The following is a 14,329-nucleotide window of genomic DNA, read 5'->3' as shown; positions in this document are numbered from 1 at the left end:
TCAGGCGCCGATCAGCAGCACGATGTAGGTCATGTTGTGGAACAGGTTGCGGGTATAGCCCGCCCCGTCGCGCAACGGCCCGATCTCGCCGAAGGAGGGATAGCCGGCCAGCGGCAGGCCGCCGCCGAAGGCCTCGCCGAGCAGGCCGGCCTCGCGCGCGATCTCGCCGCCGAGCAGTTGCTTGCGGCCGGTACAGCTGACCAACAGGCCGGCCACCGGCTCGAATTCGAGCGAGCGGGCCTGCTCGGCGATGCCCTTCACCTCGCGCAGCAGCTCGGCCGGGCCGGTCAGGCAGACCTGCACCGTCTTGCCGGGCTCGATGCCGCCGTAGAGCCCGATCGCGCCCTCGGCGGCGCCGAAGTCGGGCACGATCGCGCGCAGGCTGCGCTGCGCCGGCCGCGCCGGATCGATCACGCTCAGCGCCACCACGCCGCGATCGGTCTGCAGCACCGGCTTGCCGGTCTCGCGCTCGATGAAGGCCATCGCGCCGATGCCGTCGATGCGCTGCAGCTGGGTGCCTTCGGCCTCGTCGACCCGGCCGGGCCGGCCGACCGGCGTCAGGTCGTTCGCCACCCGGATGTCGAAGCGGATCGGCCCGCGCGCGCCGAGCAGCACCACCGCGTCCTGCAGCACCTCGTCGCCGGCGTACAGGTAGCAGCCGGCCATGCGGTTGTCGTCGGCGGCCAGGCCGCCCATCACCGGGCAGTCGACCTCGTCGCGCAGCACGGCCTCGATCAGGCTGGCGTCGGCGCGGAAATCGGCGGCCAGGAACACCAGGTCCGGCTCGCCGCCGGCCGCCGCGCGCAGGCGGACGAAGGCCTCGCGCGTCGCCCCGGCCGGATCGGCGCCGAGGCCGGCGGCCGCGGCCAGCGTCCAGGCCACCTCGCCTTCGCTGTTCAGGCCGAGCGCCACCGCGCCGAGATCCGAGGCGCGGTCGCCGCTGTAGAAGCCGTCGCCGCTGTTGCCGATCACCACCAGCTCGTCGCGTCCCAATACGTCGCGCAGCCCTTCGAGCAGCTCGGCGCTGCCGCCGTAATGGACCGCGCTGAACAGGAACACCACCTCGGGCTCGAGATCGGCCAGCGCCTCGCCCAGCGCCACGCCGGCCCGGTAGGGATCGGAAATCAGGGTATGGGTGGATCGCGCCCTCATGCCGGCCTCCGCTTGTCGCCGCCTATTATATTTTCCAGTGTAGTCCAGCCCGCGCCGCGGTCCATGCCCGTCGCCACCGCGCTCGTCGGGCCGGCCGGCATCCCCGTCCGCGCAACCGGGCATGCGGAAATACGCGAAAACCTTTGACAAGCCGCCGGCTCGCCGATATCTTGCGCGTCCTTTCCCCGATAGCTCAGTCGGTAGAGCGCCGGACTGTTAATCCGTAGGTCCCTGGTTCGAGCCCAGGTCGGGGAGCCAGACAAGCAAAGCCCGATCGCCTCCAAGGCGGTCGGGCTTTCGTCTTTTGGCGCGCCGGCCCGGCCAAGCCTTCCTGGCGAACCGCCGCCATTCCGCGCCCCAACGAAAAAGGCCGCATCTCATGGATGCGGCCTTTTCACATGGCGCCGGGTGGAGGATCAGTCGACCAGCAGCGCGCGCTCGTTGGCCAGCAGCTCGTCCAGCGTCTCGCGCGCCCGGATCAGCCGGGCGCGGCCGTCGCCGACCAGCACCTCGGCCGCGCGGGCGCGGGTGTTGTAGTTCGAGCTCATGGTCATGCCGTAGGCACCGGCCGACAGCACCGCCAGCAGGTCGCCCTGCTCCAGCGCCAGGCGGCGGTCCTTGCCGAGGAAATCGCTGCTCTCGCAGACCGGGCCGACCACGTCGTACACGCGCTCGGGCGCCTGGTTCGGCCGCACCGCGACGATGTCGTGATAGGCGCCGTACAGCGCCGGCCGCATCAGGTCGTTCATCGCCGCATCGACGATGGCGAAATGCTTGCCCTCGCCCGGCTTCAGGTATTCGACCCGGGTCAGCAGCAGGCCGGCATTGCCGACCAGCGAGCGGCCCGGCTCCAGCACCAGCTTGAGCTTGCGGCCGGCCAGCCGGCCCAGCACCGCGCGCGCGTACTCGTCGACCTCGGGCGGCGTCTCGTCGGTGTAGCGGATGCCGAGGCCGCCGCCGAGGTCGAGGTGCTCGAGCACGATGCCGTCGGCCGCCAGCGTGTCGACCAGCGCCAGCAGGCGGTCGAGCGCGTCGACGAAGGGGCTGAGCTCGGTCAGCTGCGAACCGATGTGGCAATCGATGCCGACCACCTTCAGGTGCGGCAGCCCGGCCGCCACGCCGTAAACGCGGCGCGCCTCGGCCCAGCCGATGCCGAACTTGTTGTCCTTGAGGCCGGTGGAGATATACGGATGGGTGCGCGCGTCGACGTCCGGATTCACCCGCAGGCTGACCGAGGCGCGGCGGCCGACGCCGGCGGCGACCTCGTTCAGCCGCTGCAGCTCGGCCTCGGATTCGACGTTGAAGCAATGGATGCCGGCTTCGAGCGCGGCGCGCATCTCGTCGGCGCGCTTGGCCACGCCGGAGAACACGATGCGCTCGGCCGGCACCCCGGCCGCCAGTGCACGGGCCAGCTCGCCGCCGGAGACGATGTCGCAGCCGGCGCCGAGCCGGGCGAAAGTGCGCAGCACGCTGAGGTTCGAATTGGCCTTCATCGCGTAGCAGATCAGCGTCTCGACGCTGGCGAAGGCGTCGCGGTAGGCGCGGTAGGTCTCGCTGAGGAAGGCTTCCGAATAGACGTAACACGGCGTGCCGAAGGTCTCGGCGATGGCGGACAGCGGCACGCCGTCGAGGGCGAGCCCGCCGTCCGGGGCGGGTGTGAGCTTCATGGGCGGGGGTCTTGGGCGAGGAGGAAGTCTGGTCGGGCTTGGGCAGGTAGAGCGGGCCCTTGTAGCCGCAGGCGGCCAGGAGACTGGCGATCAGGCAGAGAACGAGCAAACGCATGGCTTGGCCCGGCGGTAAAATGCCGATACTAGCAACCAGGCAGGACCGGGCCAATGAACGAAAGCGAATTTCTACAGATCAGCGATGCGGTATTCGATCGCATCGAAGCCGCGCTCGACGACTTCGACGTCGACCTCGACCGCAAAGGCAACGTGCTCGAGATCGAATTCGACGACGGCGCCAAGCTGGTGGTGAACCGCCACGTGCCGAACCAGGAGATCTGGCTGGCCGCGCGCTCGGGCGGCTTCCACTACCGCCTGCAGGACGGCCGCTGGTGCAGCACGCGCGACGACGGCGAATTGTTCGGCCAGCTCGGCGAGCTGGTGCGCAGCCATACCGGCGAAACCGCGCAGTTCTGATCGGTCCGGCCGGTCTCCCGCACGACGATGCTCGACTCGCTCGCCGCGCTGCCCGTGCAATGGGGCCTGGGCGGCCTGTTCCTGTCGGCGCTGCTGTCGGCCACGCTGCTGCCCGGCAATTCCGAGCTGGCGCTGGCCTTCTGGCTGCAGGCGCAACCGGCCAGCTGGCCGGCCGCGGTGCTGGTCGCCACGCTCGGCAATACGGCCGGTAGCCTCACCACCTTCTGGCTCGGCCTCCGGCTGCGCGGCGGCGGCCGGGCGCCCGGCCTGTCGCCGCGCGCGCTGGCCTGGCTGCAGCGCTATGGCGCCGCCAGCCTGCTGCTGGCCTGGCTGCCGCTGATCGGCGACGGCCTCTGTCTCGCGGCCGGCTGGCTGAATCTGCCGCCGGGACGGGCCGCCCTGGCCATCCTGCTGGGCAAATCGGCGCGCTACCTGCTGATCGCCGCCCCATTCATCCGGCCCTGATCGATTCGCGCAAGAGGCGATAACCGCCATATGTAAATAACTTGTCAATGTCGTTAAGGCGGGACGGCATCGGCGATTGCGGCTAAAATGCGCCCCTCGCGGAACTGCAGCGCCCGTTCGCGCAATTTTTACATATGAGAGCCGGCATTCCGCGCAAGCGGTTTGTGTTGCATCGCCGCAACCCGGACAATGCCGGAATTTCAATTAAATTATCAATTAAAACATGGACTTGGAAAATGATTTCAAATACGGAACTTCTCAAGTCCAGTGCCGGTCGAGGCTGGAGTGCGTTGCCTGCCTCGCCGGGCGCCGCCTATCATGTTGCCGTAATGTCTCGCTGAATATGCTTTAAGCGAACGCTTGACGCAGTACCGCTTTTCCAAAACCTTCGCAAAGGAAGACGCAATGAACAAGAAGCTGATTGCCCTGGCCGTGGCCGCCGCCGTCGCGCCCGCCGCCTTCGCCGCCGAAAACGAAGTCATCCTGTACGGCCAAGCCAACGCCGCCATCGTCATCGACAACACCAACGACAACCTGTTCTCGATCGACAGCGAATCGTCGCGCATCGGCCTCAAGGGCACCGAGAATCTGGGCAACGGCCTGAGCGCCTTCTTCCAGATCGAAAGCGCCGTCAACATCGACGATGGCTCCCGCGGCGGCTTCGCCACCCGCGAAGGCTGGGTCGGCCTCAAGAGCGGCGGCCACAGCATCGGCCTGGGTCGCGGCAAGAGCGCCTTCACCAAGGCCTACGAAGAGTTCGATCCCTGGTACCAGAACACCAGCTTCGCCCAGATGGGTTACGACATCCAGGGCTACACCGGTACCGGCCTGATCCCGGATCAAGGCGACGCCGGCTACGCCTACCGCACCAACAACACCGTGCGCTATTCCTTCGGCATGGAAGGCCTCGACATTAACGTCGACTACGCCACCACCGAGAGCAAGAACGACGCCACCAACACCAAGAACGGCGACATCTACAGCTTCTCGAGCAAGGGCACGATCGGCAACTTCTGGATCATCGGCGCCGGCAACATCGCCAACAGCACCACCGGCAACAACAGCAAGCTGCGCAACGCCCTGCTGGGCGGCGGCACCACCTTCGGCGACCTGTCGCTGAGCGCTGCCTGGCTGCGCCATGTGTACAGCGCCGACGGCTACGGCACCAACAAGCGCAACAACTACACCCTGACCGCCGCTCTGGCGCTGGGCGAGTCGAGCTTCTACGGCGGCGTGACCTACGGCGACAAGCTGAAGTACGGCAGCACCAAGCTGAACGACAGCGAGTTCACCAAGTACGGCCTGGGCCTGGCTGTGCCGCTGTCCAAGCGCACCGTGATCGCCACCGAATTCGTCGGTACCGATTTCGGCGGTTCGCGCAAGACCGAGTCGCAGTTCTCCAGCGGTATCTACCACAGCTTCTAATCGCTTCCCGCGATTCGACGCTTGGCAGGAAAAAAGGCAGCTTCGGCTGCCTTTTTTCTTTTTCGCCGCCGCACCCGCATCGCCCTGCAAGCCAGGCCCGGCGCGCTTGACGGCCTTGCCGGCCCTCGCCTAACGTGACGCCGACTCGCCCGCCACCGGGCACCCCATCTGACACAAGGAGAAAACGATGCTCAAGGAGTTCAAGGAATTCGCCATGCGCGGCAACGTGGTCGATCTCGCCGTCGGCGTGATCATCGGCGCCGCCTTCGGCAAGATCGTCGACTCGCTGGTCAAGGACGTGATCATGCCGCCGATCGGCCTCCTGCTCGGCAACGTCGATTTCTCCAACCTGTTCGCGGTGCTGAAGGAAGGCGCCAAGGCGCCCGGCCCCTACGAGACGCTCAAGGCCGCGCAGGAAGCCGGCGCCGTCACGGTCAACGTCGGCGTGTTCTTCAACGCGGTGATCAGCTTCGTGATCGTCGCCTTCGCCGTCTTCCTGCTGATCCGCACGCTCAACAAGCTCAAGAGCCAGGAACCCGCCGCACCGGCCGAGCCCGATACCAAGGAATGCCGCTTCTGCTACCGTGCGATCCCGATCAAGGCCACGCGCTGCCCCTGCTGCACCTCGCAGCTCTGATCGCCGCGCCAGCAAATCCGGATCGCCTCATGGCCCGACAACTGATCGTCCTCGGCGGCGGCGGTTTCTCGATGGAAACCTCGCCGCGGCTCGACCGCTACTTTCTCGCCGCCACCGGCAAGGTGCGGCCGCGCGTCTGCTTCATCCCCACCGCCAGCGGCGATTCGCCCGAGTACCTGCTGAAGTTCTATGCCGCCCACGCGCGCTACGACTGCCAGGCCAGCCACCTGTCGCTGTTCCGGCCGCCGAGCGCCGACCTGGCCGGCTTCGTGGCCGATCACGACGCGATCTTCGTCGGCGGCGGCAACACCCGCTCGATGCTGGCGCTATGGCGCGACTGGGGCTCGATGCGGCGCTGCGCACGGCCTACGAGGCCGGCACGGTGATCGGCGGCATCAGCGCCGGCATGATCTGCTGGTTCGAACGCGGCCTGACCGACTCGGTGCCGGGCCCGCTGTCGGCGCTGGACGGACTCGGCTGGCTGGCCGGCGGCGGCTGCCCGCATTACGACGGCGAAGCGGAGCGCCGGCCCCGGCTGCAGGCGCTGGTCGCCGGCGGCGAGATGCCGGCCAGCTGGGCAGCCGACGACGGCGCCGCCCTGCATTTCGTCGACGAGCAGTTCCATGCGGCGGTGTGCTCGCGAGCCGCTGCGCGGGCCTGGCGGGTCGAGCGCGACGAAGCGGGCGGGATCCGCGAAACGGTCCTGCCGACCCGTCCGCTGGAAGATTGAAGCGGCAAGAGGAAAAGGGGCGAGGCGCGCCGCCTCAGGCGCCGCGCTTCTCGAGCAGGCAGAGGAAGAATCCGTCCATGACGGCATCGGGCAGCACGCGCACCGCGTGCGCCAGCGCATCCGGGTAGCGCTTGCCGTCCCATTCGGCCAGCGTCGGTTGCCGGTTCGGCAGGTCGAGCCCGATCGGCAGCACGCTCGCCTGCTCGCCCACCTGCTTGAGCAGGGCCGCGACGGCGCCCTCGTTCTCCTCGGGAGCGAACGAACAGGTCGAATACAGCAGCCGGCCGCCCGGCTTGAGCGCGGCCCAGGCCGATTGCAGCAGGCGCTTCTGCTTGTGGGCGCAATCGCTCACCTTGCGCGGCGACCAGTGCTCGAAGCTGGCCGGATCGCGCGGATCGAAACGCGCCTCGGACGAGCATGGCGCATCGAGCAGCACCCGGTCGAACATCTCGGGACACTTGCCGCCCACGCTGCGGCCATCGGTCAGATAGCACTTCACGAAACCGGCGCCCTGCTGCTCCAGGTTGGCCTTCAGCCTGAAAAAACGATCGCGTACCGGCTCGACCGCCGACAGCCGCCCCTCGCCGCGCATCATGGCGGCCATCTGGCTGGTCTTGCCGCCTGGGGCGGCAGCCAGATCGAGCACCGTCTCGCCGGCCTCGGGGCCGAGCACGATGGGCGCGAGCTGCGAGCTCAGGTTCTGCAGATAGATGCGACCGGCGTAGAAGGCCTCGGTCTCGGTCAGCGCGCGCTTGGCTTCGAACGGCACGATCCAGGCCAGCGGCGACAGTCCGGACGGCTGCAAGGCGAAGCCCGCGGCCGCAAGTTCGGCCGCGACGGCGGACGACTCGGCCTTGAGCGTGTTCACGCGCAGGGCGACCGGTTTGTCGGTGGAAAAACTGGCGATGACCGCGTCGAACCGGTCGGCCGGCACGATGCGGGCGAGACGGTCGAGAAAGGCGGCGGGGAGATTCATGGGAGGGAGGGGTGGCGCGCCCGACAGGGATCGAACCTGTGACCTTCAGCTTCGGAAACTGACACTCTATCCAACTGAGCTACGGGCGCTGCTCGAAAGGCGTGCAAGAATAGCGGTTTTGCCCGGCAGCGTCCAGCCGCCGTGCGCCAAAGCCGCCTCGGCGGCGCAAAACGGCCAAGCGCGCCGAATCCCCGCTATAATCGCGGGGTTTTTCTGTACTGGTCTTCCCACACAGCGCATATAAAAGGAATGGCAGCATGAGCGAAGCGCAAGCCGAATCCCAGATGTCAGTCAAAGCCCTGATCGGTGCGGTTTTGGCCGTCATTGTCGGCATTCCCGTATTCATCTTCCTGGTCATCAAGGTCGCCACCGGCGGCATGCAGGTCGACGCCGGCGGCCCGACCATGACCAACGAGGCGGTCGTGGCTCGCGTCCAGCCGGTCGGCTTCTCCAAGCTCGACGAATCCGGCCCGCCCGGCAGCCGCAACGGCAAGGCCGTCTACGAGAACGTCTGCATCTCCTGCCATGGCGCAGGCCTGGCCGGCGCACCCAAGTTCGGCGATGCCGGCGCCTGGGGCGCACGTGTCGCCAAGGGCTTCGCCACGCTGGTGGAGCATGCGGTGAAGGGTATCGGCGCGATGCCGGCCAAGGGCGGCGCGGCCGACCTGACCGACGACGAAGTCGCCCGTGCCGTGGCCTACATGGGCAACGCCGGCGGCGGCAAGTTCACCGAGCCGGCCGTCCAGGGCGCGGCAGCCGGCGCAGTCGCCAAGGTCGACCCGGCGGTCAAGGGCAAGGAAATCTACGACAGCGTCTGCATGGCCTGCCACACCACCGGCGCCGCCGGCGCGCCGAAATTCGGCGACAAGGCAGCCTGGGCGCCGCGCCTGAAGGACGGCGCCGAGGAAGCCATCAAGATCGGCATCGCCGGCAAGGGCGCCATGCCGCCCAAGGGTGGCTACGGCGGCTCCGACGCCGAATTCCACGCCGCGGCCGAGTACATGATCAACGCGTCCAAGTAAGCGTCGCGGCAATCCAGAAAAGCGCATCTCCGGATGCGCTTTTTTGTTGCGCGATCCCGGCCGCGTTCGTCGGCCCGGCGGGAATTCATATCTGGAAACAAGGACTAAGCTGCGGCGCATGGCGGCACTGTCACATCGCGGTGCTACAATCCGCCCCGCTTCCCTCAACAGCCGAGATCAGACCATGTCCCTGATGATCACCGACGAATGCATCAACTGCGATGTATGCGAGCCCGAATGCCCGAACCAGGCGATTTCGCAGGGCCCGGAGATCTATCAGATCGATCCCGAGCGCTGCACCGAGTGCGTCGGCCACTTCAACGAGCCGCAATGCCAGCAGGTCTGCCCGGTCGACTGCATCCCGTTCGACCCGGACCGCAAGGAGAGCCAGGATGCGCTGCATCAGAAATACCTGAAGCTGATCGCGGCCTGAGCGTCGCTCCGCCAGCCCGACGGCCCGCCCTGCGCGGGCCGTTCGCATTGTGGCCCGCCGTTTGCTTTCTTTCCCGGGCATCCAGTCCTTGGAGGAGGAAACCATGGTGTCGCCCATCGATACGCTCGGCCGCGCTTCGCCACGCTTGCCGTCCGCCCCCGTCGCCGACAAGGGCGGCGGCAGCTTCGCCGCCAGCCTGAGCGATGCCGTGCAGGTGCGCACCGGCGGCCTTCAGGTCGCGGCCATGCGCACGCCGCAGGAGCTCAGCCTCGAACTCGCCCAGGCCTTGCGGCCCGCCCTGCGCGCGGCCGGCATCGCCGTGCCGCCGGCGCTGCGTATCGAATCCGGCCCGAACGGCCCCACCCTCGCCGACGATCCGCGCGCCGCGGCCTTCGAATCGATGCTGGCCGGCCAACCCGGGCTGCGCGAGCTGGCCTCGGCCACGCTCGGCGCCAGCAGCGCCCAGCGCGCCGCCGCCCTGGCCAGCGCGGCCGACCACTTCCTCAAGCACGCGGCCGACCCGCGCCACGCCTCGGCGGTGGTCGACCGCTACACACGCGAGAACGGCAACGTCGACATCTCGCTCCGCTTCGACGGCGGCGCGGTGACCGCGCAGGAACGCGGCCCGGACGGCTGGCGGCCGCTGAAGACCGAGGACGAATTCGGCTGGGAGCTGGCCCAGGCCTCGCTGCGCTACGGCAGCGACGACCAGGCGCTGTTCGACAGCCTGATGCAGGCGGTGTCGAGCCGGCCGGCACAGGGCCCGGCCCGCGCCGAGGACGGCGAACGCCCGGCCAAGCCGCTGGAGCCGAAGGACGGCGAGGCGGAAAACCCGCTGACCAGGCTGTCGCTGCGCATCAGTTGAGGCCGCGACGGCGACCGACGGATAGCCCATGCGCCCTTCCCTCATCCCACCGGCCCTCGGCCTGCCGACCACGCGGCGGCAGGCCGCGGCGCAGGCCGGCGACGCGGCGGCGCCCGGCTTCGAGCTGCTGTTCGCCCAGGCGCTGGCGGCCGAGCCGGCGCCGGCCGATCCCGAGCTGACCCACGGCCCGGCCGACTTCGGCCTGTGGGGCGGTGCGCCGGACGGCGAAGGACGGCTCGATCTGGACGAAGTGGCGCGCCACCTGCGCGCCACACTGGCGGCATTCGGCCGCAACCTCGGCAATGCTTGCCGTTCGGCGGCGATCGTCTTGCCGCCCGCGCTGATCCTGGAACTCGATGCCGCCGGTTCGCCGCTGTTGCCGGGCGATCCGCGCGAACTGCCCCTGCGCATGCTGTTCGGCGAACGCCCGGCGCTGGCGCGCCAAGGCCAGCGCCTGTTGGCCGGCTTCGCCTTCGTCCGCCACGGCGACGCCTTGCGCGCCTATGCCCAGGCGGTGGTCCGACTCGGCCCGGCGCGGCTGGCCGCGGTGCTCGGCGAGCACGGCGACGCCCACGCCTCGCCGCGGCTGGCGCTGTGGTGCGACGGCGAGACCGCGCTGCCGCTCGAACACGACCCGACCCACTGGCGGCCGCTGACCGGGCAGGAGCGGCTGCTGGCCGAGCTGCTCGAAGCCGCGCCTGGCCTGCGCGCCGGCGCCGCCCCGGCCACGCCCGGACTGGAGCCGAACGGCGCCAGCCTGCTGCTGCGCGCCGCGCTGGCGCGCCAAGGCCGGCCGGGCGGCTGAACCGGCCCGCGGCGAGCGGGTCTGGACGGGCCGTGTTTGCTAGAATCTGGGCACTTCATCGCCCTCCAACTGGAAACCCCATGGCCCAATACGTGATGTCCATGCTCCGCGTGAGCAAGATCGTTCCGCCCAAGCGGCAAATCATCAAGGACATTTCCCTCAGCTTCTTTCCCGGCGCCAAGATCGGCCTGCTCGGCCTCAACGGCTCGGGCAAGTCCACCGTGCTGCGCATCATGGCCGGCGCGGACAAGGAATACGAGGGCGAGGTCCAGCACCTGCCCAACATCAAGATCGGCTACCTGCCGCAGGAACCGCAGCTCGACGCCGCCAAGACCGTGCGCGAGGAAGTCGAGAGCGGCATGGGCGAAGTGATGGAAGCCAAGGCCCGGCTCGAGGAGGTCTACGCCGCCTACGCCGATCCGGACGCCGATTTCGACAAGCTGGCCGAGGAACAGGGCCGGCTCGAGGCCATCATCGCCGCCGGCGCCAACGACAATATCGAACACCAGCTCGAAATCGCCGCCGATGCGCTGCGGCTGCCGCCGTGGGACGCCGTGATCGGCAACCTGTCGGGCGGCGAGAAGCGCCGCGTGGCGCTGTGCAAGCTGCTGCTGTCCAAGCCCGACATGCTGCTGCTGGACGAACCGACCAACCACCTCGACGCCGAATCGGTCGAGTGGCTCGAACAGTTCCTGGTGCGCTTCCCCGGCACCGTGGTGGCGGTCACCCACGATCGCTACTTCCTCGACAACGCCGCCGAGTGGATCCTCGAACTGGACCGCGGCCACGGCATCCCGTGGAAGGGCAACTATTCGAGCTGGCTGGAGCAGAAGGACGAGCGGCTGGAGCAGGAAGGCCGCCAGGAAGCCGCGCGCCAGAAGGCGATGAAGCAGGAGCTCGAATGGGTGCGGCAGAATCCCAAGGGCCGCCAGGCCAAGTCCAAGGCACGGATCGCCCGCTTCGAGGAACTGTCGAGCGTCGAGCACCAGAAGCGCAACGAGACCCAGGAAATCTTCATCCCGGTGGCCGAGCGGCTGGGCAACGAGGTGATCGAGTTCGACGGCGTCTCCAAGGGCTTCGGCGACCGCCTGCTGATCGACAACCTGAGCTTCAAGGCGCCGGCCGGCGCCATCGTCGGCATCATCGGCCCCAACGGCGCCGGCAAGTCGACGCTGTTCAAGATGATCGCCGGCAAGGAAGCGCCCGACGCCGGCACGGTGAAGATCGGCCAGACCGTGCAGATGGCCTTCGTCGAGCAGCACCGCGAAGGGCTCGAGGGCGAGAAGACGGTGTTCGAGGACGTGGCGAACGGCCACGAGATGATCCAGGTCGGCCGCTTCGAGATGAGCAGCCGCGCCTACCTCGGCCGCTTCAACTTCAAGGGCGGCGACCAGCAGAAGAAGGTCGGCATGCTGTCGGGCGGCGAACGCGGCCGGCTGCACCTGGCCAAGACGCTGCTGAAGGGCGGCAACGTGCTGCTGCTCGATGAACCGTCCAACGACCTCGACGTGGAAACCCTGCGCGCGCTCGAAGACGCGCTGCTCGAATTCGCCGGCACCGTGTTCGTGATCAGCCACGACCGCTGGTTCCTCGACCGGATCGCCACCCACATCCTGGCGGCCGAGGGCGATTCGCAGTGGACCTTCTTCGACGGCAACTACCAGGAATACGAAGCCGACAAGAAGAAACGCCTGGGCGAGGAAGGCGCCAAGCCCAAGCGGATCCGCTACAAGCCGATCACCCGGTGATCGCCTGGCGGATCGGCTAGAGGCCGGTCGAACTGAGCGAAGTGCAAGCGCCCGGCCAAGCCGGGCGTTTGCATTCAGCGCCTGCGGCCCTGCGGCAATCCTCGATCGGCGCCCTCATCTTGCGGCCTTGCGGCACCGCGTGGCGGCCAGCGCAAAGACGCAGACTTCGCGGGGCGGAAGGCCTCGCCAGCGCGCGTTCGCAACTCGCTCGACCGCACCTGCACATCCATCAATCACGATCGCTGTCGAAACCGCGCAGATCGGCATAGACCGGATCGACGCGCAGGGCCGGGTCGTCGTCGGCCGGCTCGACCGAGCGGTTGTCCTCGGCCACGTCGTCCATCGCCACGTCCTCGATCTCGAGCGGCACATCGCCGGTCTCCACCACGCTGTCGATGCGCGGCCGCGCCGGCCCGGGCGCATCGACGCCCGGCACCACCGCGCCGGGCGTGATGCCGCCGAGCACGTCGACCCGCACGTCCTCGCGCTCGATCTGCTGGTCGATCGCCAGCGGGATCTCGCCGTCGTCGAGGTCGAAGGCCGGGTCGTCCGGCCGCACCACGCGCTGCTCTTCGCTGGAATTCGGTCTGCTCATGGCTGCCATCTCCATCGTCGGTTGCAAGGGGGCCGCGAGCGGCCTGCTTACAGGTGCGACAGGTGAATGGCGCCGAAGATTCGCAGCGCGGCGCTAGAGCGTGCGCAGGCTGTCGAAGCGGCGCGGCTCGCCGCTGAAGGGATCGGTGAAGGCGATCGAGCGCGCCAGCAGCTTGAGCGGCCGCGAGAAGTCGTCGCCGTGCTTGTCCACGCCGGCCCAGGCCGGGTACCAGGGATCGTCGACGATCGGAATGCCGAGCGCCGCCATATGGGCGCGCAGCTGGTGCTTACGGCCGGTGTGCGGCGACAGCCGGTAGCGCGCCAGCTCGCCCAGCCGCTCGATCAGCTCGACCCGCGTCTCGCTGTTGGGCTCGCCGGCCGTCTCCACCATGGTGAAGCCGTCCGCACCCTCCTCCAGCCGGCTGCGGTGCACCAGCGGCAGGTCGAGCCCGGCACGGTAAGGCGCGACGGCCTCGTAGGTCTTCTGCACCGTGCGCGCCTGGAACAGCGACTGGTAGGCGCCGCGGCTCGGCGGATGCAGGCAGAACAGCGTGACGCCGGCGGTCTCGCGGTCGAGCCGGTGCAGCGGCGTCAGCTCGGGCAGGCCGAACCGGTTGCGCAGCCGCGACAGCAGCGTCTCGCGCAGGTGGCGGCCGGCCGGGATCATGGCCAGGAAATGCGGCTTGTCGACCACCAGCAGCCGCTCGTCGCGATGCAGCACCGCTTCCTCGAACGGTACCGGCGTCTCGGGCGGCACCTCGCGGTAGTACCAGATGCGGCGGCCGGGCTTGTATGGATCGCCGGCGCGCAGCGGCCGCCCTTCCTCGTCGACCAGGTCACCGCGCTCGAAACGGCCGAGCAGGACGTCGTCGCCGAGGTGAGGAAAGCGGGCGCGAAAGAAGGCGATCAGATCGGGCCATTGGCCGGCCGGCAGCCACAGGTAGCTCGGCGAGACGCCGTCACGGATCGGAAGTGGGGACTTGCGAGGCTGCATGGGCCTTTTGATCTGGCTAAACGTTGTGGATAGGTCTGCGTGCAGTGCAACACCCAGGGAACCCGGGCGTTTGAGATGGGTGATGACTGGGGCCGCGGTCCATCCCTGATTCCTTCCCGCTCCTCCCGCCCTCGCCGCCGCGAGGGCGCCTCGCTTCGCTCGTTTTTTCTCCGTAGGCACGGCAAGTGCGCATACCTAACAGGGTGCCGTGGCTCGGCGTAGGAGCGGCTTAAGCCGCGAATGTCCATCTGGATCTCGCAGGCAGGCGAGCGCGGATGATACCGCGGCCAATAAACGACAACGGGGCAGCATGCTGCCCCGTCGTTTACGCGCCTTACCTGT

At 68.5% G+C, this 14,329-nt stretch carries 15 protein-coding genes, 2 tRNA genes and 2 pseudogenes; 12 read left to right on the top strand and 7 right to left on the bottom strand.

All coding sequences use genetic code 11. From position 1 onward, the window contains the following. Positions 1–1,152: an FIST signal transduction protein gene (locus H9L41_RS04605; protein WP_028445511.1), complete on the bottom strand. Its 1,152-nt coding sequence runs from the start codon at positions 1,150–1,152 to the stop codon at positions 1–3. 182 nt (positions 1,153–1,334) lie between these two features. Between H9L41_RS04605 and H9L41_RS04600 the strand changes: the two genes are divergently transcribed. After that, a tRNA-Asn gene (locus H9L41_RS04600) sits at positions 1,335–1,410 on the top strand. A gap of 158 nt (positions 1,411–1,568) precedes the next feature. Here H9L41_RS04600 and lysA read toward each other — a convergent pair. Then, complete coding sequence (gene lysA / locus H9L41_RS04595) at positions 1,569–2,819, bottom strand: diaminopimelate decarboxylase (RefSeq protein WP_028445510.1); 1,251 nt, start codon at positions 2,817–2,819, stop codon at positions 1,569–1,571. A 70-nt stretch (positions 2,820–2,889) separates the two neighbouring features. After that, a pseudogene (locus H9L41_RS26020) lies at positions 2,890–2,934 on the bottom strand (hypothetical protein); the annotation flags it as partial. A gap of 53 nt (positions 2,935–2,987) precedes the next feature. On the opposite strand from H9L41_RS26020, the gene cyaY reads away from it, so the two are divergent. The 6 genes and pseudogenes from cyaY (at position 2,988) to H9L41_RS26015 (ending at position 6,550) form a co-directional block, all read left to right on the top strand. Further along, a complete protein-coding gene (cyaY, locus tag H9L41_RS04585) occupies positions 2,988–3,293 on the top strand; it encodes an iron donor protein CyaY (RefSeq protein ID WP_028445509.1) in 306 nt (101 codons plus the stop codon). A gap of 27 nt (positions 3,294–3,320) precedes the next feature. Continuing rightward, positions 3,321–3,758 carry a YqaA family protein gene (locus H9L41_RS04580; protein WP_034606466.1) on the top strand — a complete coding sequence of 146 codons (438 nt, stop codon included), beginning with the start codon at positions 3,321–3,323 and terminating at the stop codon, positions 3,756–3,758. Positions 3,759–3,892: 134 nt separating this feature from the next. Beyond that, on the top strand, positions 3,893–4,099 hold the full coding sequence (locus H9L41_RS04575; protein ID WP_187523686.1) for a hypothetical protein: 207 nt from the start codon (positions 3,893–3,895) through the stop codon (positions 4,097–4,099). A gap of 64 nt (positions 4,100–4,163) precedes the next feature. Next, positions 4,164–5,183 (top strand): porin, encoded by a 1,020-nt coding sequence (locus tag H9L41_RS04570; RefSeq protein ID WP_028445507.1) that lies wholly within the window; start codon positions 4,164–4,166, stop codon positions 5,181–5,183. A 187-nt stretch (positions 5,184–5,370) separates the two neighbouring features. Further along, positions 5,371–5,820: a large conductance mechanosensitive channel protein MscL gene (gene mscL, locus H9L41_RS04565; protein ID WP_028445506.1), complete on the top strand. Its 450-nt coding sequence runs from the start codon at positions 5,371–5,373 to the stop codon at positions 5,818–5,820. Further along, positions 5,751–6,550, top strand: a pseudogene (locus H9L41_RS26015) (Type 1 glutamine amidotransferase-like domain-containing protein). The gene mscL and the pseudogene H9L41_RS26015 overlap by 70 nt, the downstream one beginning before the upstream one ends. Positions 6,551–6,584: 34 nt before the next feature. Here H9L41_RS26015 and H9L41_RS04555 read toward each other — a convergent pair. Both H9L41_RS04555 and H9L41_RS04550 read right to left on the bottom strand, forming a co-directional pair. After that, positions 6,585–7,526 (bottom strand): RsmB/NOP family class I SAM-dependent RNA methyltransferase, encoded by a 942-nt coding sequence (locus H9L41_RS04555; RefSeq protein WP_028445504.1) that lies wholly within the window; start codon positions 7,524–7,526, stop codon positions 6,585–6,587. Between the two features lie 12 nt (positions 7,527–7,538). Further along, positions 7,539–7,615 (bottom strand) — tRNA-Arg (locus H9L41_RS04550). Positions 7,616–7,810: 195 nt separating this feature from the next. Here H9L41_RS04550 and H9L41_RS04545 point away from each other — a divergent pair. The 5 genes from H9L41_RS04545 (at position 7,811) to ettA (ending at position 12,399) form a co-directional block, all read left to right on the top strand. After that, positions 7,811–8,548, top strand: a complete 738-nt coding sequence (locus H9L41_RS04545) for a c-type cytochrome (protein ID WP_265583931.1) — start codon at positions 7,811–7,813, stop codon at positions 8,546–8,548. 184 nt (positions 8,549–8,732) lie between these two features. Continuing rightward, positions 8,733–8,981: a YfhL family 4Fe-4S dicluster ferredoxin gene (locus H9L41_RS04540; RefSeq protein WP_028445502.1), complete on the top strand. Its 249-nt coding sequence runs from the start codon at positions 8,733–8,735 to the stop codon at positions 8,979–8,981. A 103-nt stretch (positions 8,982–9,084) separates the two neighbouring features. Further along, the gene (locus H9L41_RS04535) at positions 9,085–9,846 is read left to right on the top strand and encodes a hypothetical protein (RefSeq protein WP_028445501.1); all 762 of its coding nucleotides are present in this window, start codon (positions 9,085–9,087) and stop codon (positions 9,844–9,846) included. 28 nt (positions 9,847–9,874) lie between these two features. Then, positions 9,875–10,651 (top strand): hypothetical protein, encoded by a 777-nt coding sequence (locus H9L41_RS04530; RefSeq protein WP_028445500.1) that lies wholly within the window; start codon positions 9,875–9,877, stop codon positions 10,649–10,651. A gap of 80 nt (positions 10,652–10,731) precedes the next feature. Then, a complete protein-coding gene (ettA, locus tag H9L41_RS04525) occupies positions 10,732–12,399 on the top strand; it encodes an energy-dependent translational throttle protein EttA (protein ID WP_028445499.1) in 1,668 nt (555 codons plus the stop codon). A 229-nt stretch (positions 12,400–12,628) separates the two neighbouring features. Here ettA and H9L41_RS04520 read toward each other — a convergent pair whose 3' ends face one another. Further along, on the bottom strand, positions 12,629–12,994 hold the full coding sequence (locus H9L41_RS04520) for a hypothetical protein (protein ID WP_028445498.1): 366 nt from the start codon (positions 12,992–12,994) through the stop codon (positions 12,629–12,631). Positions 12,995–13,087: 93 nt separating this feature from the next. Next, a complete protein-coding gene (locus H9L41_RS04515; RefSeq protein ID WP_028445497.1) occupies positions 13,088–13,987 on the bottom strand; it encodes a pseudouridine synthase in 900 nt (299 codons plus the stop codon). Positions 13,988–14,329: the final 342 nt, after the last annotated feature.

The sequence above is a fragment of the Chitinimonas koreensis genome, from assembly GCF_014353015.1.
Lineage (GTDB): Bacteria > Pseudomonadota > Gammaproteobacteria > Burkholderiales > Chitinimonadaceae > Chitinimonas > Chitinimonas koreensis.
This window is presented reverse-complemented; position numbering and strand designations above follow the sequence as displayed.